The following is a 20635-nucleotide window of genomic DNA, read 5'->3' as shown; positions in this document are numbered from 1 at the left end:
GGCAAGAGGCCCTAAGGTCCCCCTCTTTGGTCTTGCGACGTTATGCGGTATTAGCTACCGTTTCCAGTAGTTATCCCCCTCCATCGGGCAGTTTCCCAGACATTACTCACCCGTCCGCCACTCGTCAGCAAAGCAGCAAGCTGCTTCCTGTTACCGTTCGACTTGCATGTGTTAGGCCTGCCGCCAGCGTTCAATCTGAGCCATGATCAAACTCTTCAATTTAAGTTTGATGCTCGTGAATTAAACTTCGTAACGAATTACGTGTTCACTCAGAGACTTGGTATTCATTTATTGTCCGAAGACATTAAGAATCCATGTCACTTTGAGTGCCCACACAGATTGTCTGATAAATTGTTAAAGAGCAGTTGCGACGCGCTTTAGCGCTCTGTCGCGAGGTGGCGTATATTACGCTTTCCTCTTTCAGAGTCAACCCTGAATTTCAGGATTTTTCTCTTTAATCAACCGGCTGTTTGTGTGAAGTGATTCACATCCGCCGTGTCGATGGAGGCGCATTATAGGGAGTTCTCCGCAGGCCGCAATAGAAAAATGACAGAAAAATGACTGACTGCTGCATTCCCCAGCAAAACCCCGCCTTATACCCTTTTACACACAGAGTTATCCACAATCCTGGCGATCATTTCCTGAATCTCTCCTTAATAAAGACGCGCTCAATACAGGAATAAAAGGGTATCGAATGGAAAAAGAAAAATTCGCGAGCGTTGCGCAAACGTTTTCGTTACAATGCCACCGCAAAACAAGGATGCCCCGTAAGGGGCGTTAGCTGAGTTTTTCATGAAGAATTCAGCTAACGCTCTCTCTGTAATAGTCAAATCCAGGGGATTTACCATGCAACAACGTCGTCCAGTCCGCCGCGCTCTGCTCAGTGTTTCTGACAAGGCCGGTATCGTCGAATTCGCCCAGGCACTTTCCGCACGCGGTGTGGAGCTGCTGTCTACAGGGGGCACTGCCCGTCTGTTAGCAGATAAAGGTCTGCCGGTGACCGAAGTTTCCGATTACACCGGTTTCCCGGAAATGATGGATGGACGCGTGAAGACCCTGCATCCGAAAGTACACGGCGGGATTCTCGGTCGCCGTGGTCAGGATGATGGCATTATGCAACAACACGGTATCGCGCCAATCGATATGGTTGTTGTTAACCTGTACCCGTTCGCCCAGACCGTCGCTCGTGAAGGCTGCTCGCTGGAAGATGCCGTAGAGAACATTGATATCGGCGGCCCGACCATGGTGCGCTCCGCTGCCAAGAACCATAAAGATGTCGCTATCGTTGTAAAGAGCAGCGACTACGACGCCATTATTAAAGAGATGGATAGCAACGATGGTTCACTGACCCTTGATACCCGTTTCGATCTCGCCATTAAAGCCTTCGAACACACCGCTGCCTACGACAGCATGATTGCCAACTACTTCGGCAGCATGGTTCCGGCATATCACAGTGAAAGCAAAGAGGCCGCTGGCCGCTTCCCGCGTACCCTGAATCTGAACTTCATTAAGAAGCAGGATATGCGCTACGGCGAAAACAGCCACCAGCAGGCAGCCTTCTATATAGAAGAGAATGTGCAAGAAGCATCTGTTGCGACCGCGCAGCAGGTACAGGGCAAAGCGCTCTCCTACAACAACATCGCCGATACCGACGCGGCGCTGGAGTGTGTGAAAGAGTTCAGCGAGCCCGCCTGCGTCATCGTGAAGCACGCTAACCCGTGTGGCGTGGCGGTAAGCACTTCTATTCTCGACGCTTACGATCGCGCATACAAGACTGACCCGACCTCCGCATTCGGCGGCATCATCGCGTTTAACCGCGAACTGGATGCCGAAACGGCACAGGCCATCATCTCCCGTCAGTTTGTCGAAGTGATCATTGCGCCTTCCGCATCTGAAGATGCCCTGAAGATTACCGCCGCCAAACAGAACGTGCGCGTCCTGACCTGTGGTCAGTGGGCCGAGCGCGTCCCGGGCCTGGACTTCAAACGAGTCAACGGCGGTCTGCTGGTTCAGGATCGTGACCTGGGTATGGTGACCGAAGGCGAACTGCGCGTAGTGTCCAAACGTCAGCCGACCGAACAAGAGCTGCGTGACGCGCTGTTCTGCTGGAAAGTAGCGAAGTTTGTGAAATCCAACGCGATTGTGTACGCGAAAGAGAATATGACTATCGGTATTGGCGCGGGCCAGATGAGCCGCGTTTATTCCGCGAAGATCGCCGGTATTAAAGCGGGCGATGAAGGACTGGAAGTAAAAGGTTCCGCAATGGCCTCTGACGCGTTCTTCCCGTTCCGCGACGGTATTGATGCTGCGGCCGCTGTTGGCGTGAGCTGCGTGATCCAGCCCGGTGGCTCCATCCGTGATGATGAAGTCATTGCCGCCGCTGACGAACACGGCATCGCGATGATCTTCACCAACATGCGTCACTTCCGCCATTAATTCACGGAGCAGACAATGAAAGTATTAGTAATCGGCAACGGCGGGCGCGAACACGCCCTGGCGTGGAAAGCGGCGCAGTCGCCGCTGGTTGATACCGTTTTTGTCGCCCCAGGTAACGCGGGGACCGCGCTGGAACCGACGCTGAAGAACGTGGCTATTGGCGTCACGGATATTCCCGCGCTGCTGAACTTTGCTCAGAGCGAAAAAATTGACCTGACCATCGTCGGCCCGGAAGCGCCGCTGGTGATTGGCGTAGTGGATGCGTTCCGTGCCGCAGGGCTGAAAATCTTCGGCCCAACCGAAGGCGCGGCACAGCTGGAAGGCTCCAAAGCCTTCACCAAGGATTTTCTCGCCCGTCATAAAATTCCGACGGCGGAGTATCAGAACTTTACGGAAATTGAGCCCGCACTGGCCTACCTGCGCGAGAAAGGCGCGCCGATCGTCATTAAAGCCGACGGACTGGCCGCCGGAAAAGGCGTGATTGTCGCCATGACGCTGAACGAGGCCGAAGCCGCCGTTCATGACATGCTGGCGGGTAACGCGTTTGGCGACGCGGGACACCGTATCGTGATCGAAGAGTTCCTCGACGGTGAAGAAGCGAGCTTCATCGTGATGGTCGATGGCGAACATGTGTTGCCAATGGCCACCAGCCAGGATCACAAACGCGTCGGCGATGGCGATACCGGGCTGAATACCGGCGGTATGGGCGCCTACTCTCCGGCGCCGGTGGTGACCGACGAGGTTCATCAGCGCACGATGGAGCGTATCATTTGGCCAACCGTCAAAGGCATGGCGGCGGAAGGCAATACCTATACCGGCTTCCTGTACGCCGGGCTGATGATCGATAAACAGGGCAACCCGAAAGTTATCGAATTCAACTGCCGCTTTGGCGATCCGGAAACCCAGCCAATCATGCTGCGTATGAAATCCGATCTGGTTGAACTTTGTCTGGCCGCCTGCGACGGTAAGCTGGACGAGAAAACGTCCGAGTGGGACGAGCGCGCATCGCTCGGCGTGGTGATGGCGGCTGGCGGTTATCCGGGTGACTACCGCACAGGCGATGTGATCCACGGTCTGCCGCTGGCAGAGGTGGCGGACGGTAAGGTATTCCACGCCGGAACCAAACTGGCGGAAGATGACCGGGTCGTTACAAGCGGCGGTCGCGTACTGTGCGCCACTGCGCTAGGCCATACCGTTGCCGAAGCACAGCAGCGTGCCTACGCGCTGATGGCAGATATCCACTGGGATAACTGCTTTAGCCGCAAAGACATCGGCTGGCGCGCCATTGAGCGTGAGCAGAACTAGCGGCTGAGTTTTGCCAGCAGCGTTTTGCGCGTAATGCCCAACTGGCGGGCGGCTTCAGTTTTGTTGCCGCCCGTTTTTTCCAGTGCCGCCAGAATCACCTCTTTCTCCACTTCCACCAGCGGCTGAATAACTTCCTCAGATAGCGACGATGCTGGGATCGACGCACCAGTAATCGCCAACGGTAGCTCGCGTTCAGAAATATACTCCCCGGTAAGCAGAACCACCGCCCGCTCCACTGCGTTTTCCAGCTCGCGAATATTTCCCGGCCAGTCGTGGTGAATGAGCAGATCCATCGCCTGCGGCGTAAACCCCTGCACCGTCTTGCGGTTTCGTTCAGCGTAACGTTGCCTGAAATAGTGCGCCAGTTGCGGAATATCTTCACGCCGCTGGCGCAGAGGCGGCACATCGATGGTCACGACATTCAGACGGTAGTAGAGATCCTGGCGAAAACGCCCCGCGTTCACCTCCTGAGCCAAATCGCGATGGGTAGCGGCAATCAGCCGCACATCGACAGAAAGTGTCTGGTTACTGCCAACACGCTGCACTTCGCGCTCCTGAATCGCCCGCAACAGGCGCACCTGCATCAGCGGCGAGATATCGCCAATCTCATCAAGAAACAGCGTACCGCCGTCAGCCTCCACAAAGCGCCCTTCGCGCCGTTTATCGGCGCCGGTAAAGGCGCCCTTTTCGTGGCCAAACAGCTCTGACTCCAGCACAGACTCGTTAAGTGCCGCGCAGTTGAGCGTCACCAGCGGTTTGTGGCTGCGCCCGCTGGCGGCATGCAACGCCCGCGCCACCAGTTCTTTCCCGGTGCCCGATTCCCCCTGAATCAGCACGGTGGCATCCGACGGCGCAACCAGCGCGATATTATTCAACACCGTCCGCATCGCCGGACTGTCGCCCACCATGCCAAACTGCGTCGCCGGACCGGGAGAAGACGCGTTTTCTGGCTGGCGCGTGTGCGCCAGCGCCTGCACCAGCGTTTGTTGCAGACTGTCAAAATCCAGCGGCTTGATGAGATAGTCCAGCGCGCCGGATTTCAGCGCCTCCACTGCGGTACCAACGCTGGAATACGCGGTCATGATCAACACCGGAATCGACGGATTCCAGGCTTTGATCTCTCTCAGGGTTTCGATGCCGTCCATCTCCGCCATACGGATATCGCAAAGCACCAAATCAAATACCCGCTGGCGTACCTGCTCCAGCGCCTGTACGCCATTATGGGCCAGCACAACCCGGTATCCCCAGCCCCGTAACAGCGCCTGTAAGATAGTGCAATGGCTGATATCATCATCCACCACCAGAATATCGACCTGCTTGCCACTCATCCTTGCTCATCCTTCTGTTGCCCGTTAACCGGCAGATAGAGAATAAATACCGCGCCCTTACCAGGGCTACTCTCGACGTGAATCGTTCCGCCGTGCTGCTCAACAATGTTTTGCACTACCGCCAGGCCAAGCCCGGTGCCATCAGCTTTAGTGGTGAAATACGGGGTAAAGATGGCCTGTAGCTGCTCCGCCGTCATCCCCTTGCCGCTATCCGCGACGCTGATTTTCACTCGTCCGTCGCCGCATTCACTCGCCGTCACCGTCATTACGCCATCGCGCCCCATGGCCTGAAGCGCATTGAGATACAGGTTCAGCAGAACCTGATTCAAACGATCCGGATCGGCCTGGATACGGCATAGGGCAGGCTGCGCCGCGAACTGGAGCTTTATCGCCCGGCTGGCGGCATCCTGGCTAACCAGTTGTAACGAATGGGCGATCACCTCATTAAGATCTACCGACTGCCATTTTAAATGGGCGGGACGCACCAGCTCCAGCAGCTCGCTGACGACCCGGTTCAGGCGATCGGCCTCTTTCGCCATCACCTGAGCTAACTGGTACGCTTCGCCGTCAGGCGGAGTACGTTCAGCAAAATACTTTGCCAGCCCTTTGATGGATGACAGTGGATTGCGAATTTCATGTGCGACGCCCGCCGCCAGATGCCCGATCGCCACCAGTTTCTCCTTACGTGCCGTCGCGTCCTGCAGTTGCTTACGCGAACGCTGATAGCGACGAAACCAGAACTGCGCCAGTACCGTTGCCGCCATCACCACGCCTGCCGCGCAGAGCATTATGATCATATTACGCAGGCCGCGAGCCTCAGCGGTATCCAGTTCACGCGCATCAAAGGCAATAAAAATAACCTGAGGCGTTTTAATCGCCTGATCGGCAGATTCGCGTTGCATCATCATGCGCATATGATGCCCGCCATCATCGTTAAGCGGGCGAAACTGACGATAAATTTCCACCGCGGGTTCCGGCTGTTGAAGCCTCCGCCAGCGCGGCTCATTACTAATATGCAACTCACGCATCACGCTCGCGGAATACAGCGATTCACCTACCCTTAGCGGATCGCTATGGGCGATAATTTTGCCGTTCTCATCCGTCAACGCGAACCAGAGAACGCCGGGCTGCCAGGCCATCTCCTCCAGTAGCGTCTGGAGCTGGGTATCATGCATACGCATTCCCATGCCAACACGGGTGCCGGACTCCAGAGCGTGAATCAGTACGCTGCCCTTTTCCTGAATGGTCTGCAACGCGGTTTCATTCTCACGGCCATAATCACGCACGATTAGCACGGAAAACAGGCTCACCAGCAAAAAAATAAGGCCCGTCAATAACCAGCTTAGCCCAACGGCGACGGAATCCTTTGATAACCGCATCACGATCATTGCCACTCCTTCTCCTCAGATACCGATTATCCCAGCAGAAATCATGCCATCTTCCCGGCGGGGCAAACCTGCTTTCAGGCATAAACCGGCAAGACAGCCGAGTAAAAATGACGCATGGCAAAAGGCGTTGCGGGTCATTTTTACTCGTTAATCATCTGCAGATGCTCGGAAAGGTCTTATATCCCGTGGATTTCTCGGTTCGGCACGGAAGATGCAAATACGGAATTAACCATAAAACAAGAGGGGAATAAACCATGAAACGGAACCAAAAACTGACTCTGACGCTCATCGCTCTCGCTGCCCTGACTTTTGGCAGCGGTACCGCCTGGGCACACTGGAATGACGGTTACGGTATGGGTCCGCAGGCCTACGGTATGGGCCCACAGGGATACGGTATGGGCCCGCAGGACTACAGTCAGTTAACTAACGAACAGCAGGCTACTGTGCAGAAACTTTATAACGATTTTTATACGCAAACCGGCGCGCTACGGCAGCAGCTCCTCTCAAAACGCTACGAATACAACGCGTTATTAACCTCGGATAAACCGGACAGCGCAAAAATTGAATCCGTCTCCCAGGAGATGGAGACGCTTGGTCAGCAGCTCGCCCAGCAACGGGCTAAATTTGATGTCGCCCTGGCGCAGGCAGGTATTTCTCGTGGGGAAGGTATGGCGAGTAGTGGTGGCTGCTACGGCGGTTTTCACGGTCACAGAGGAATGTACAACTGGTAAAATTCAGAAGTGTTTCTCCGTCGGCTGCCAGGTGCAGAAGTCTTCGTTTGCCACCAGCAACAGCTGAGATCCTTCCGGTGCTTCCAGCCATGCCACGTTGACCGGCACGGATGAGTGATTCTGGCGGCGTTCAATATGGGCTAACGCCCACCTATCAAGGTCAGGCTTCACGGTCTGACCTTCACAGGTCGTTACCGTATGGTTGGCATGCCAGCGCCCCTGGCGCAATATCACGCGTCCCTGACGCAGCGCATCGCTGGTCTGGCGTATTTGTTCCGCACGATAGCGGTATAGCGCGATCTGTTCGCTGGAAAGCTGCTGCTTTTGCCCGTCGACTTCACGTTGCATAAAGCTGAGTTCACCCTGCGCATCAAAACGGACACGAATATGTTCCGGAGGTTTACCATAGACGTTGAGTTCAATCAGCGCGAGCCGGCCATCCTGCCAACGGTACTCGCTGGTTGAGGTATTGCCATGACGCCACGGACTGAAAGCGGCAAGAAGATGAACCTCGCCATCAGAATCTTTGCGCCAGATACGCATCGCCCCCTGATCATCCGCATAGCCGCTTGCAGTAAACGGCGGGAGAGAAGTGTCGTGGCTGCAGGCAGTGAGCAGCAATATCCCCACCAGCGCCGACACACGACGCCAGGCAGACAAAAGGGGCTGACAAGCCCCTTCGATAAAACTGTACACTGCCACGCGGTCTTACTTAACTGCGTCTTTCAGTGCTTTGCCTGAAACAAACGCCGGTACGTTAGCTGCGGCGATTTTGATTTCATTACCGGTCTGCGGGTTGCGGCCAGTGCGCTCAGCGCGGTGGTTCACTTTGAAGGTACCGAAACCAACCAGTTGAACAGCATCACCTTCTTTCAGAGACTCAGTAATTGCAGCCAGGGTAGATTCCAGGGCAGCTTTTGCCTGTGCTTTGGACAGGTCAGCTTTGTCCGCAATTACATCAATCAGTTGAGTCTTGTTCATAAGTTATCCTTACAATGTGTTTATCGCTTGCTAAGCATCGAGTGCGACGGAAATGCCTGAAAAGCACTCTCCTGCATACACGCACCGATAGCCACGTTTTTTCGCCCCCCAAATGTAGACCAGACGGGGGGCGGAATGGAAGCCTTCAGACGCTACAATTCAGGCGTTAAATCACGTTTTCTGGTCTCATTGCTGAAAATTTATACCAATATTGCTTTCACCGGCCTCGCGGAGGTCTGCACGAAGCCCTTTGATGAGTTCAACATCGCGTTCTTCACAGTCGGCCAAAAGCCGGAAAATCTCCCATTGAATGTCCCATTCTTGTTCCACCGCCGGATTTTCTTTGAGCTCTTCATCGCTCATTTCACGACCCGCCTGGGTCATTTCCAGCATTGCAACCGTGGTAATCGATGTCTTACTGACCTCAACGGCATGTTCGAGGGTTTCCCCACTCAGCCGCGAATGAAGCAGCTCGCTCAATGCAACGCAGGCATCAATCGCCGGGTAAACGCCGTACAGGTCAAAATCGTCAGCAGCCGGAATTGCCTCTTCCAGCTTTTCCAGCTGGCTGTCAAAATTGACCTTTGCATCTTTCACCGTCAGCGTTTCCCAGATCAGATCGAGGATTCGGCGATACAATTGACCATCAGCGAACGCTGTTTGCTGGCAGAACATGGCGTAGTTGGGGTACATCCGCTCGCACAGGCAGGCCATAAAGGTGACGTGCTGCCAGCTTTCCAGCTTCTCCAGACGCAAGTGAATCGGGTTTTGTAACATGATGAATTCTCGAAGTCAGAAATGAGCCGCAGTGTACCTGAATTAGTCGTGATTTGCTTGCCAGCGCATAAACGCCGGACGCTCTGATGCCACCGCATCCGCCCAGCGCGTCGGTTCCGGCAGACGGTAGCCTTGCATACAGCGCTGCACCCACGCCAACGCGCTGTCGGTACTCACGCGATGCCCGGTGGCGATAAACAGCGGGTTACAGCGCGCTTTGCTGCGCCAGACCCAGGCTAACTGCTCGCCTTTGTCCATCAGCGGGGCCAGCGCGCCAGGTTCGGCGGAAAGCGGCTCAAACTTGCCGCACAGCCGTTTTTTCGCTACGCCGATGGTGGGTACATCCATCATCAATCCAAAGTGGCTTGCCACCCCCAGACGACGCGGGTGAGAGATACCGTGCCCATCGACAAAGACTAAATCCGGTTTTTGCGACAGCTGTTGCCACGCCGCCAACAGCGCAGGATACTCGCGAAAGGAGAGGAAGCCGGGGATATACGGCATGGTAGTGGCGATACGCGCCACTTTGTATTCCACCAGCTCAAGCGCTGGATACGTCAACAGCACCATCGCCGCTCGCGTCACTTCACCGCCCTGCTCGAACCCAACATCCGCCCCGGCGATCAGATCCGGCGGATCGCTATCAAGGCGATCCTCGCGGATCACCGACGAGGCGAGTTCAATTTGTTGAGCGCGTAGCGACGCGAGATCCATCATGACTCCTTAGCGGTGGTACTGTTCTGACAAGCGGTGTACCGCATCAGCAAATGCGCCCGCGTGCTCCGGCGGTACATCCTGGTGGATGCCGTGTCCAAGATTAAAGACGTGGCCTTCACCCTGGCCAAATCCGGCGAGAATCGTCGCCACTTCCTCTTCAATGCGCGCCGGTGGCGCATAGAGCATGGACGGGTCCATATTGCCCTGTAGCGCCACTTTATGGCCCACGCGACGGCGCGCGTCAGAAATATCAGTTGTCCAGTCGAGGCCTAACGCATCACACCCGGTTTCCGCCATCGCCTCCAGCCACTGGCCACCACCTTTGGTGAATAACGTGACCGGTACACGGCGACCGTCGTTTTCCCGCAGCAGACCGTCAACGATTTTATGCATGTAATACAGCGAGAACTGCTGGTAATCGCGCCCCGTCAGCACACCGCCCCAGGTGTCGAAAATCATCACCGACTGGGCGCCCGCTTTAATCTGCGCGTTGAGGTACAGAGTGACGCTTTTCGCCAGCTTATCGAGCAGCGCATGCAGCGCCTGCGGATCGGCATACATCATTTTTTTGATGACGGTAAAGGCTTTGCTGCTGCCGCCTTCCACCATGTAAGTCGCCAGCGTCCACGGGCTGCCGGAAAAACCGATCAGCGGAACGTCACCTTTCAACGCGCGGCGGATCGTACGCACCGCGTTCATCACATAGCCCAGTTCGTCTTCCGGGTCAGGAATCGGTAGCTTATCGACATCCGCTTTACTGGCGACTGGCGAAGTAAAGCGCGGGCCTTCCCCGGCCTCAAAATAGAGTCCCAGCCCCATCGCATCCGGGATGGTCAGAATGTCCGAGAAGAGGATCGCCGCATCAAGCGGGTAGCGCCGCAGCGGTTGTAGCGTGACTTCGCACGCCAGTTCGGCGTTTTTACACAGCGACATAAAATCGCCTGCTTGTGCGCGGGTGGCTTTGTACTCCGGCAGATAGCGGCCTGCCTGGCGCATCATCCACACCGGGGTAACATCAACCGGCTGGCGCAATAGCGCGCGCAGGTAACGATCGTTCTTCAGTTCGGTCATTTTGCAGTTCCTTCATTGCGTCAGGGTGCCAGTGTACCATCACTCATACTCAGCCCGACACATTGCCACAGTGTCTTCGATCAAACGGCGTGCCACCGTGCCCGGCGGCGGCAACAACGGAAGATCGTCATAGCGATACCAGCCCGCTTCCAGCAGCTCTTTCTTGTCGATGACTATCTCGCCGCTGTCATACTCCGCCATAAACGCCGTCATCAGCGATTGTGGGAACGGCCAGGGCTGCGAAGTGACATAACGCAGGTTTTTCACCTTAATGCCGCTCTCCTCCATCACTTCGCGGGCAACGGTTTGCTCCAGAGTTTCCCCCACTTCAACAAACCCGGCCAGCACCGTGTGCACACCGTTGCGATGACGGGTATGCTGCGCCAGTAAAATAGAATCATCCCGGCGGATGGCGACAATAATGCAGGGAGCAATCTGCGGATAGTAACGCTCGCGGCAGTGGCTGCACAGCATCGCCCATTCGGTCTTGCTCGGGTGCATAGGGTGACCGCAGTATCCGCAGAATTTGTGCGAACGGTAAAATTCCGCCAGTTGTACCCCCCGCCCCGCCAGTTGAAACAGACCAACATCCTGATCGATGACCTGCCGTACCGATCCCATATCATGCCGCCGATCCTGACAAACCAGCCAGACTGGCTCCCCTTGCCATTCTCCTATCCTCAACGCGGACTGCCCTGCAAGATTAAAATTTACCGCTTCGCCATGTGGTAATTCCCCGCGGGGCAACCATAATTTCTGTTCGTGGCTGACGATCCACCAGCCACAATCTAATTTTTCAATAATACGATCCATATCTATTGCACTACCTTTATTTTGCTGGCACTTTTAACATTATATTTACATTCCGGTGAGCAACGTATTTCTCTTTAAAACTTGCGGAGTCAACCATGTTAAACCAGTTGGAAAACCTGACGGAACGTGTTGGAGGCAACAATCAACTGGTCGATCGCTGGCTACAGGTACGTAAGCATTTGCTCGTGGCTTACTACAATCTGGTTGGCATTAAGCCTGGCAAAGAATCGTACATGCGGTTGAATGAAAAAGCGCTGGATGATTTTTGTCAGGGTCTGGTCGATTACCTTTCCGCCGGACACTTCAGTATTTATGAACACATTATTCGTGAAATGGAAGAGGGAAACCCACGTTCGGCCGCAACGCGCCTCCACGCATTACTGGAAGCCAATACTCAACAGATCATGGAATATTACGACTCCAGTCTGGAGAACGCGATCGATCACGATAATTATGCGGAGTTTCAGCAGGTGCTTTCCGACATCGGTGAAGCGCTGGAAGCACGGTTTACGCTGGAAGATAGGCTCATTCTGCTGGCTTCCGGCAATCATCTGAAGCTTAACGCCCAGGATAAAAGCGGAATTGCAAAGCCTGCTTGAGTTATGAAGCAGTAACGAGTAATTTACATCCATTGCCCCGTCGCCGGGGTTACATCTTGTCGGAGTGCCGTGTGCGAAAGCACAGGCTGAGACCGTTAATTCGGGATCCGCGGAACCTGATCAGGCTAATACCTGCGAAGGGAACAAGAGTAAACTGCTTTATGCGTCAGCCTGTACGGGCAACAAACGCACATCCATTACTCCTCCGTCGTCTGACAAGCCACGTCCTTCACTTTTTGGAATGAGCTATGTCTGCAACAAAATTGACTCGCCGCGAACAACGCGCCCAGGCCCAACACTTTATCGACACCCTGGAAGGCACCGCCTTTCCGAACTCAAAACGTATTTATATGACCGGCTCACAACCGGACATCCGCATTCCGATGCGTGAAATCCAGCTAAGTCCCACGCTCATCGGCGGCAGCAAAGAGAATCCGCAATACGAAGAGAACGAAGCCATCCCGGTCTATGACACCTCTGGCCCCTATGGCGATCCTGATGTCGCCATTAACGTTCAGCAGGGGCTGGCAAAACTGCGTCAGCCCTGGATTGAGGCACGCGCAGACAGCGAAGAATTGACCGACCGTAGCTCGGCGTACACCAAAGAACGTCTGGCCGATGATGGGCTGGACGAGCTGCGTTTTACGGGGCTGCTCACGCCGAAGCGCGCCAAAGCGGGCAAGTGCGTCACGCAACTGCATTATGCGCGTCAGGGGATTGTGACCCCGGAAATGGAGTTCATCGCTATCCGTGAAAACATGGGGCGTGAGCGCATTCGCGGCGATGTATTACGCCAGCAGCATCCGGGCGTTGGATTTGGCGCGCGCCTGCCGGAAAACATCACGCCGGAATTTGTTCGTGACGAAGTGGCCGCCGGTCGCGCGATTATCCCGGCCAACATCAACCACCCGGAATCCGAACCGATGATCATCGGACGCAACTTCCTGGTGAAGGTCAACGCCAATATCGGCAACTCCGCGGTCACTTCCTCCATTGAAGAAGAGGTGGAAAAACTGGTGTGGTCAACGCGCTGGGGCGCAGATACGGTGATGGACCTCTCAACCGGCCGCTATATTCACGAAACCCGCGAGTGGATCCTGCGTAACAGCCCGGTACCGATCGGCACCGTGCCGATCTATCAGGCGCTGGAGAAAGTAAACGGGATCGCCGAAGATCTCACCTGGGAAGCCTTCCGCGACACGCTGCTGGAGCAGGCCGAGCAAGGGGTAGACTACTTCACCATCCATGCGGGTGTGCTGCTGCGCTATGTGCCAATGACCGCAAAACGTCTGACCGGTATCGTCTCGCGCGGCGGTTCGATCATGGCGAAATGGTGCCTCTCTCACCATCAAGAAAACTTCCTCTACGAGCACTTCCGCGAAATCTGCGAAATCTGCGCCGCTTACGATGTCTCGCTGTCGCTGGGCGACGGCCTGCGTCCGGGATCAATTCAGGATGCGAACGACGAAGCGCAGTTTGCCGAGCTGCACACGCTGGGCGAGCTGACCAAAATTGCCTGGGAGTACGACGTGCAGGTGATGATTGAAGGCCCTGGCCACGTACCGATGCAGATGATCCGCCGTAACATGACCGAAGAGCTGGAACACTGCTTTGAGGCGCCGTTCTACACCTTAGGGCCACTGACCACCGATATTGCGCCGGGCTACGACCACTTCACCTCCGGCATTGGCGCGGCAATGATTGGCTGGTTTGGCTGCGCCATGCTCTGCTACGTAACGCCAAAAGAGCACCTCGGCCTGCCGAACAAAGAGGATGTGAAACAGGGACTGATCACCTACAAAATCGCGGCGCATGCCGCCGACCTGGCAAAAGGCCATCCTGGCGCGCAAATCCGCGATAACGCCATGTCGAAAGCCCGCTTTGAGTTCCGCTGGGAAGACCAGTTTAACCTGGCGCTTGACCCGTTCACCGCCCGCGCTTACCACGACGAAACGCTGCCGCAGGAGTCCGGTAAAGTGGCGCACTTCTGCTCCATGTGCGGGCCAAAATTCTGTTCAATGAAGATCAGCCAGGAAGTCCGCGACTACGCGGCGACACAGACCATCGAAGCAGGAATGGCGGATATGTCAGAAAACTTCCGCGTCAAAGGCGGTGAAATCTATCTCAGGAAGGAGGAAGCATAATGTATCAGCCCGATTTCCCATCCGTCCCTTTTCGTTTAGGGCTCTACCCGGTTGTTGATAGCGTAGAGTGGATCGAGCGCTTGCTGAGCGCAGGCGTTCGCACTATCCAGTTACGTATCAAGGATAAGCGCGACGAAGAGGTGGAGGACGATGTATCAGCCGCTATCGTGCTGGGCCGCCGCTACAATGCCCGCCTGTTCATCAATGACTACTGGCGACTGGCGATCAAACACAACGCTTACGGGGCGCATCTCGGCCAGGAGGATCTGGAAACCGCTGACCTCAGCGCAATCCACAAGGCAGGGCTGCGTCTTGGCGTCTCCACCCACGATGACATGGAAATTGACATCGCGCTGGCGGCTCGCCCCTCCTATATCGCCCTCGGTCATGTTTTCCCGACGCAAACCAAACAGATGCCGTCCGCGCCACAAGGACTGGAACAACTGGCGCGCCATATTGAACGTCTTGGCGATTACCCCACCGTTGCCATCGGCGGGATCGGCCTCGAACGCGCTCCGGCGGTACTGGCAACCGGTGTTGGTAGTATCGCGGTCGTCAGCGCCATTACTCAGGCTGCTGACTGGTGCCAGGCAACGGCACAATTGCTGGAGATAGCGGGAGCCGGAGATGAATGACAGCGATTTTATGCGCTATAGCCGCCAGTTGCTGCTGGAGGATATCGCCATTGAAGGGCAGCAAAAATTGCTCGCCAGCCGGGTGTTAATCGTCGGCCTCGGCGGGCTGGGGTCACCTGCCGCTCTCTATCTGGCCGGGGCCGGTGTCGGCACGCTGGTACTGGCCGATGACGACAAAGTACACGTCAGTAACTTACAACGGCAAATTCTGTTCACCAGCGATGATATCGCCCAACCGAAAACCTCTGCCGCCAGGGCGCGGCTGGCGCAGCTCAATCCGCACATTGCGCTGGTGACATTACAGCAGAGATTAAGCGGCCCGGCGCTGCGGGATGAAGTAACAAAAGCCGATGTCGTGCTGGACTGCACCGATAACATGGTCACCCGACAGGCCATCAATGCCGCCTGCGTCAGCCTTGCAACACCGCTGATTACCGCCAGCGCCGTCGGGCTTGGAGGCCAGCTAATGGTGCTGACGCCGCCATGGGAACAGGGTTGTTATCGCTGCTTATGGCCTGATGCAGCCGAACCCGAACGCAACTGTCGGACAGCGGGCATCATTGGCCCGGTTGTCGGCATGATGGGCACCTTACAGGCGCTGGAGACCATTAAGCTGCTCAGCGGTATGGCAGCGCCGCGTAATATTCTGCGCCTGTTCGATGCCCGCACCGGTAACTGGCGCACTCTCGCATTACAGCGTGCCCATGGATGTCCGGTATGTGGAGGTCAGCATGCGGGTGTGGTTTAACGATGAGCCGTTGCAGTGCGCCGAAGCGACCTCCGTCGCCGCCCTGCTTGCTCAACTGGAACAACAACAGCCAGGCGTCGCGCTGGCGCTCAATCAACAGATCCTGCCGCGCGATCGGTGGGAACATCATCTTCTGCAGGAAGGCGACCATATCCTGCTTTTTCAGGTCATCGCTGGAGGCTGACATGTTACGTATTGCAGATAAAACCTTTGCATCACATCTTCTTACCGGCACCGGTAAGTTCGCCACACCGGAAGTGATGGTGGAGGCGATACGCGCCTCCGGCAGCCAGTTAGTCACGCTGGCGATGAAACGCGTCGATCTGCGCCAGCATAATGACGCTATCCTCGCGCCGCTGCTGGCGGCAGGCGTCAGCCTGTTGCCCAATACCTCCGGGGCGAAAACGGCGGAAGAAGCCGTGTTCGCCGCCCGTCTGGCACGGGAAGCGCTGGCAACAAACTGGCTGAAACTGGAAATCCACCCGGATGCCCGTTGGTTGCTGCCAGACCCGATTGAAACCCTGAAAGCGGCGGAAATTCTGGTGCGTGAAGGCTTTGTCGTGCTGCCCTACTGCGGTGCCGACCCGGTATTGTGTAAACGTCTGGAAGAGGCAGGTTGTGCAGCGGTGATGCCGCTCGGTGCCCCTATCGGCTCCAATCAGGGACTGGAAACCAAAGCCATGCTGGAGATTATTATTGAGCAGGCCACGGTTCCGGTGGTGGTCGATGCCGGTATCGGCGTCCCCAGCCATGCGGCGCTGGCGCTGGAAATGGGTGCCGACGCGGTGCTGGTGAATACCGCCATCGCCGTCGCCGACGATCCGGTGGCGATGGCCCGCGCGTTCCGCCTGGCGATCGATGCCGGATTGCTGGCGCGACAAGCAGGTCCGGGTGCCCGCAGTGCCCTGGCACAGGCCACCAGCCCGCTAACCGGCTTTCTGGAGGCGCTGGCATGAAAACTTTCACTGACCGCTGGCGGCAACTGGACTGGGACGACATTCGCCTGCGTATCAACAGTAAAACACCGCGCGACGTTGAACGCGCGCTGGCGGCGAAACAACTCAGTCGCGACGATATGATGGCCCTGCTCTCCCCTGCCGCCGCTGGCTATCTGGAGCCTCTGGCCCAGCGCGCCCAGCGTCTGACGCGCCAACGTTTTGGCAATACCGTTAGTTTCTATGTCCCGCTCTATCTTTCCAATCTGTGCGCCAATGACTGCACCTACTGCGGCTTCTCAATGAGCAACCATATCAAGCGCAAAACCCTGGACGATGCAGAAATTGCTCGTGAGTGTGCGGCGATCCGCGAAATGGGCTTCGAGCATCTGCTGTTGGTCACCGGTGAACACCGGGGCAAAGTCGGCATGGATTACTTTCGACAGCATTTGCCCGCCATTCGCCGCCAGTTCGCCTCTTTGCATATGGAAGTACAGCCGCTGGCGACGGAAGAGTACGCCGAGCTGAAAACGCTTGGACTGGATGGGGTAATGGTCTATCAGGAGACTTACCATGAAAGTATCTATACGAAACATCATCTGAGAGGGAAAAAACAGGATTTCTTCTGGCGGCTGGATACGCCGGACCGGCTCGGACAAGCGGGAATTGACAAAATTGGCATCGGCGCATTGATTGGTCTTTCCGACAGCTGGCGCGTGGATTGCTTTATGGTGGCGGAACACCTGTTGTGGCTGCAGCAGCACTACTGGCGCAGCCGTTACTCCATCTCTTTTCCGCGATTACGCCCTTGCGCTGGCGGTATCGAACCCGCGTCTCTGATGGATGAACGTCAACTGGTGCAAGCCATTTGCGCTTTTCGCCTTTTGGCCCCGGAAATTGAGCTTTCGCTCTCGACCCGTGAGTCCTCCTGGTTCCGCGATCGGGTCATCCCGCTGGCGATTAACAATGTCAGCGCCTTTTCGAAAACTCAGCCCGGCGGTTATGCTGATAACCATCCTGAACTGGAGCAGTTCGCCCCCCACGATGAGCGCCGCCCTGAAGAGGTCGCCAGGGCGCTGGTTGCCAGCGGACTGCAGCCGGTATGGAAAGACTGGGATAGCTGGCTGGGACGCGCTTCCCAGTCATCATGAAGCGTGATGTAACTGACTGAAATCTTTCCGTGCCAGGTCGTAATAAGAGAAACGGGCGGTGGTGACCAGATGCCCGTTTCTCTATGGTGTTCTCGTCAGCAACGGATGCTGTCCAGGGCGAAATACCTCTCTTCCTCATTTTCGCCCTGCCCCCTTGCAATAACCCCGTGATATCGCAGATGTTCTCTGCAGGATAGTGACAGCCATTCAGCGAAAGGGCTCGGATACTTCTGATGTTAGCAAAGAAGCGATGCCGACAGACTCAGCCAGCCTTACGCAGAGCACAATGCAAACTGTCTTACCAAAAAGAGTTCTGATGAATGGCAGCCCCTTCGTACTGCTCCAGGCGTTCCGTTGTTTTCAGTCGCAAAAAGAAACCGGTTTCATTATTTTGTGATGACTTACACACAATCACCGTAAAGCGGTTGTCCGTCCTGCGAGCCCGCGATAAACATGATTCATCAAGGAACATAAGGGCCACCCATTATGAAGAATATCGTTTTATGCTGTGCCGCAGGTATGTCCACCAGCATGTTGGTGCAACGCATGCAGGCGGCTGCACAACAAAAAGGTGTTGACGTCTCCATCAAAGCCGTACCGGTCGCCGAGTTTAAAGATAATCTTGCGGCAGCCGATATTATCCTGCTCGGCCCTCAGGTGAAGTACGAGCAAGCCAAACTACAGGCGCTGGCGGACCCGTTAGGAAAAAAAGTCGCCGTTATCGATATGATGGATTACGGCATGATGAAAGGTGATGCGGTGCTTGATAAAGCCCTGAAGCTGATGGAATAAGCGATGGAAGATTTAGAGACAATAATCATGGAGCTGCTGGTCAACGCGGGCGCAGCGCGCAGTTCTGCTTTAACCGCGCTGCAACTGGCGCGTAAAGGCGATTTTGCCGCAGCAGAGCAGGCCATGGCGGAGTCCCGTGAGTTTGTCAAACAGGCGCATAAAATTCAGACCCAGCTCATCGGCCTCGACGAAGGCAGCGGTAAGCTTCCGGTCAACCTGATTACCGTGCATTCTCAGGACCACCTGATGAATGCGATGGTCATTCAGGATCTGGCGACCGATATGATTGAGCTCTATCGCCGCCTGCCGCCCCCCCAATAATCCCTGTTCTTTAACAGGCGCCGCAAACGGCGCCTGCATTCTCCTAAAGAAAGCCGTACATCGCTGCAAACACCCAACCAAAGACACAAGAGACGCTGACGCCGATTAACCCGGGCAAAATAAAGCTATGGTTAATCACAAAGCGGCCAATATGCGTCGTACCTGAACGGTCGAACTGAATTGCCGCCAGATCGCTTGGGTAGGTCGGCAAAATATAGTAGCCATAGCAGGCGGGCGCGGAAGCAACGATATAGGCCGGGTCAACGCCAATCGCCAACGCGACCGGAACAATCGCCGCCAGCGCCGCCGCCTGGGAGTTAACAAACTTGGACACCAGCAGCAGAACGATAGCGTAGGCCCACGGATACTCTTTAACCATCTCTCCGAGCACGCCTTTAATTTCGCTCATATGGGCGCCGAACATGGTTTCCGCCATCCACGCAATGCCATACACCGCGACAATGGCGATCATCCCCGAACGGAAGACCTCATTTTTCGAAATCGACGCTGGATTGGTTTTGGTAATGATGATAATGAGCGCCCCGGAGAACAACATGAACATCTGGATCACCAGAACCATCGACAGCGGTTTGCCATCGAACGCCGGACGCAGTTCGGAAAAAGCGCCGAGTAAGGCGACAACCGCGATAGACGCAAGGAAAATCCACATTGCAATCCAGTTGCTGGTCGGCAGCTTTTTATCCAGCAACGTAGCCGTATCGCCATATACGTAATGGTGATTTTCCGGCACAGCAATAAAGGCCTGGAAGGCTTCGTCTTTATCCAGGTCCTTACCGCGGAACCAGCTAAAGATACCAATCGCCAGGATGCCCAGCAGCGTTGATGGAATGGTTATCGACAGCAGATCGAGAAACTCAAGGTGCCTGCCGTTAAAAGTAAAATTGCCAAGCATAGCCACCAGCGAGACGACCGCAACGGAAACCGGACTGGCAATAATGCCCATCTGGGCGCCAATCGAGCTTGCCGCCATCGGCCGCTCCGGGCGAATGTTATTTTTAATCGCAACGTCGTAAATAATCGGCAGGATAGTATAAACCACATGCCCGGTACCGCAGAGTATCGTCAGCGTACAGGTGACGAATGGCGCCACGATCGAGACATATTTTGGGTTGCGTCGCAGAAGCTTTTCGGCAATCTGCAGCATAACATCTAAACCACCGGAAGCCTGTAGCGTTGCCGACGCGGCCACCACTGCGATAATCACCAGCATGACATCGATGGGTGGTTTACCCGGTTTTAGATGAAAGACAAAGACTAAAATAACCAGCCCGATGCCGCCTAACAGGCCGAGCGCAATGCCGCCTTTTCTCGCGCCATAGAACAGACAGATTAAGATAATAATGAGTTGTATAGTAAATTCCATGCATCCCCCAGAGGCTATGGCTATACACAAAACCTTTCAAGATGCATCGTGACCGCAAAGCAAGTAACAAATTCGTCGCAACGAATTTGACCGGCCAGAAGCTCGCCTCCCGTGAGAGGCAAGCAATCTCCCATTTAATCGCGCCAGCATAAGATAACCAGGTGACTGGGATTTCAATGGGCAGTCACTAATGACACCGTTCGAACGATAACGCGTATATCCATTAAATAACGACAGTACTCCATTTTCCGCTTTGTTTTTATTTGCTCACCTCCTCCAGCCTACAGGCACAGCAATCCCCCTCAGTTGCGGTAAACTGAAAAGGATGAGGAAAAGTAATCACGTGATTATTTAATTTTTTTAACTATATAGAGTTTGC

21 protein-coding genes, 1 rRNA gene and 1 riboswitch are annotated in these 20635 nt (G+C 55.4%); of the genes, 12 read left to right on the top strand and 10 right to left on the bottom strand.

All coding sequences use genetic code 11. The features are described from left to right. A 16S ribosomal RNA gene (locus ABK821_RS23560) occupies positions 1–222 on the bottom strand; the annotation flags it as partial. 624 nt (positions 223–846) lie between these two features. Between ABK821_RS23560 and purH the strand changes: the two genes are divergently transcribed. Beyond that, entirely contained in the window at positions 847–2436 is a 1590-nt protein-coding gene (gene purH, locus ABK821_RS23555; protein ID WP_343179033.1) for a bifunctional phosphoribosylaminoimidazolecarboxamide formyltransferase/IMP cyclohydrolase, read from the top strand. Positions 2437–2451: 15 nt separating this feature from the next. Further along, positions 2452–3741 carry a phosphoribosylamine--glycine ligase gene (gene purD, locus ABK821_RS23550; RefSeq protein WP_142503334.1) on the top strand — a complete coding sequence of 430 codons (1290 nt, stop codon included), beginning with the start codon at positions 2452–2454 and terminating at the stop codon, positions 3739–3741. On the opposite strand, the gene zraR is transcribed toward purD, so the two are convergent. Together zraR and zraS are read right to left on the bottom strand one after the other, a co-directional pair. Continuing rightward, the gene (gene zraR, locus ABK821_RS23545) at positions 3738–5069 is read right to left on the bottom strand and encodes a sigma-54-dependent response regulator transcription factor ZraR (protein ID WP_395034189.1); all 1332 of its coding nucleotides are present in this window, start codon (positions 5067–5069) and stop codon (positions 3738–3740) included. The genes purD and zraR overlap by 4 nt on opposite strands. Continuing rightward, on the bottom strand, positions 5066–6457 hold the full coding sequence (gene zraS / locus ABK821_RS23540) for a two-component system sensor histidine kinase ZraS (RefSeq protein WP_395034191.1): 1392 nt from the start codon (positions 6455–6457) through the stop codon (positions 5066–5068). Before zraS ends, zraR begins: the two co-directional genes overlap by 4 nt. A 254-nt stretch (positions 6458–6711) precedes the next feature. Here zraS and ABK821_RS23535 point away from each other — a divergent pair, with 254 nt between their 5' ends. Beyond that, on the top strand, positions 6712–7188 hold the full coding sequence (locus ABK821_RS23535; RefSeq protein ID WP_138362646.1) for a zinc resistance sensor/chaperone ZraP: 477 nt from the start codon (positions 6712–6714) through the stop codon (positions 7186–7188). Between the two features lie 3 nt (positions 7189–7191). Here the strand turns inward: ABK821_RS23535 and ABK821_RS23530 are convergent, their stop codons facing one another. The 6 genes from ABK821_RS23530 to nudC form a co-directional block, all read right to left on the bottom strand. Continuing rightward, positions 7192–7884: a DUF1481 domain-containing protein gene (locus ABK821_RS23530; RefSeq protein ID WP_142503345.1), complete on the bottom strand. Its 693-nt coding sequence runs from the start codon at positions 7882–7884 to the stop codon at positions 7192–7194. Positions 7885–7896: 12 nt separating this feature from the next. Then, positions 7897–8169 (bottom strand): nucleoid-associated protein HU-alpha, encoded by a 273-nt coding sequence (gene hupA / locus ABK821_RS23525; protein ID WP_004097675.1) that lies wholly within the window; start codon positions 8167–8169, stop codon positions 7897–7899. 186 nt (positions 8170–8355) lie between these two features. Beyond that, positions 8356–8946 (bottom strand): YjaG family protein, encoded by a 591-nt coding sequence (locus ABK821_RS23520; RefSeq protein ID WP_308565104.1) that lies wholly within the window; start codon positions 8944–8946, stop codon positions 8356–8358. A gap of 42 nt (positions 8947–8988) precedes the next feature. Further along, positions 8989–9660: a deoxyribonuclease V gene (nfi, locus tag ABK821_RS23515; protein WP_395034190.1), complete on the bottom strand. Its 672-nt coding sequence runs from the start codon at positions 9658–9660 to the stop codon at positions 8989–8991. 9 nt (positions 9661–9669) lie between these two features. Continuing rightward, positions 9670–10734: a uroporphyrinogen decarboxylase gene (gene hemE / locus ABK821_RS23510; protein ID WP_138362644.1), complete on the bottom strand. Its 1065-nt coding sequence runs from the start codon at positions 10732–10734 to the stop codon at positions 9670–9672. Positions 10735–10773: 39 nt separating this feature from the next. Next, positions 10774–11547, bottom strand: a complete 774-nt coding sequence (nudC, locus tag ABK821_RS23505; protein WP_308565108.1) for an NAD(+) diphosphatase — start codon at positions 11545–11547, stop codon at positions 10774–10776. A 95-nt stretch (positions 11548–11642) separates the two neighbouring features. Here nudC and rsd point away from each other — a divergent pair, with 95 nt between their 5' ends. The 9 genes from rsd (at position 11643) to ABK821_RS23460 (ending at position 18872) form a co-directional block, all read left to right on the top strand. Next, positions 11643–12146, top strand: a complete 504-nt coding sequence (gene rsd, locus ABK821_RS23500; protein WP_138362642.1) for a sigma D regulator — start codon at positions 11643–11645, stop codon at positions 12144–12146. Positions 12147–12196: 50 nt separating this feature from the next. After that, positions 12197–12306: riboswitch (TPP riboswitch) on the top strand. A gap of 88 nt (positions 12307–12394) precedes the next feature. Next, the gene (gene thiC / locus ABK821_RS23495) at positions 12395–14290 is read left to right on the top strand and encodes a phosphomethylpyrimidine synthase ThiC (RefSeq protein WP_395034188.1); all 1896 of its coding nucleotides are present in this window, start codon (positions 12395–12397) and stop codon (positions 14288–14290) included. Next, positions 14290–14925 carry a thiamine phosphate synthase gene (gene thiE, locus ABK821_RS23490; protein ID WP_395034187.1) on the top strand — a complete coding sequence of 212 codons (636 nt, stop codon included), beginning with the start codon at positions 14290–14292 and terminating at the stop codon, positions 14923–14925. Before thiC ends, thiE begins: the two co-directional genes overlap by 1 nt. Further along, positions 14918–15673, top strand: a complete 756-nt coding sequence (locus ABK821_RS23485; RefSeq protein WP_395034186.1) for a HesA/MoeB/ThiF family protein — start codon at positions 14918–14920, stop codon at positions 15671–15673. Before thiE ends, ABK821_RS23485 begins: the two co-directional genes overlap by 8 nt. Next, complete coding sequence (thiS, locus tag ABK821_RS23480) at positions 15657–15857, top strand: sulfur carrier protein ThiS (protein ID WP_138362638.1); 201 nt, start codon at positions 15657–15659, stop codon at positions 15855–15857. Before ABK821_RS23485 ends, thiS begins: the two co-directional genes overlap by 17 nt. 1 nt (position 15858) lies before the next feature. Next, positions 15859–16629 carry a thiazole synthase gene (gene thiG / locus ABK821_RS23475; RefSeq protein WP_395034185.1) on the top strand — a complete coding sequence of 257 codons (771 nt, stop codon included), beginning with the start codon at positions 15859–15861 and terminating at the stop codon, positions 16627–16629. Continuing rightward, positions 16626–17759, top strand: a complete 1134-nt coding sequence (gene thiH / locus ABK821_RS23470) for a 2-iminoacetate synthase ThiH (RefSeq protein WP_395034184.1) — start codon at positions 16626–16628, stop codon at positions 17757–17759. The genes thiG and thiH overlap by 4 nt, the downstream gene beginning before the upstream one ends. Positions 17760–18245: 486 nt before the next feature. Beyond that, positions 18246–18551 (top strand): PTS sugar transporter subunit IIB, encoded by a 306-nt coding sequence (locus tag ABK821_RS23465; RefSeq protein ID WP_138362635.1) that lies wholly within the window; start codon positions 18246–18248, stop codon positions 18549–18551. A 3-nt stretch (positions 18552–18554) separates the two neighbouring features. Next, positions 18555–18872, top strand: coding sequence for a PTS lactose/cellobiose transporter subunit IIA (locus tag ABK821_RS23460; protein WP_138362634.1), 318 nt, complete (start codon positions 18555–18557; stop codon positions 18870–18872). Between the two features lie 43 nt (positions 18873–18915). Here ABK821_RS23460 and dcuB read toward each other — a convergent pair whose 3' ends face one another. Continuing rightward, on the bottom strand, positions 18916–20256 hold the full coding sequence (gene dcuB, locus ABK821_RS23455) for an anaerobic C4-dicarboxylate transporter DcuB (protein ID WP_138362633.1): 1341 nt from the start codon (positions 20254–20256) through the stop codon (positions 18916–18918). Positions 20257–20635: the final 379 nt, after the last annotated feature.

The sequence above is a fragment of the Klebsiella sp. KE9456 genome (genome assembly GCF_043832615.1).
GTDB classification, from domain to species: Bacteria; Pseudomonadota; Gammaproteobacteria; order Enterobacterales; family Enterobacteriaceae; genus Klebsiella; species Klebsiella indica.
The sequence above is the reverse complement of the archived record's forward strand: the minus strand, read 5'-3'. Positions and strand labels throughout refer to the sequence as shown.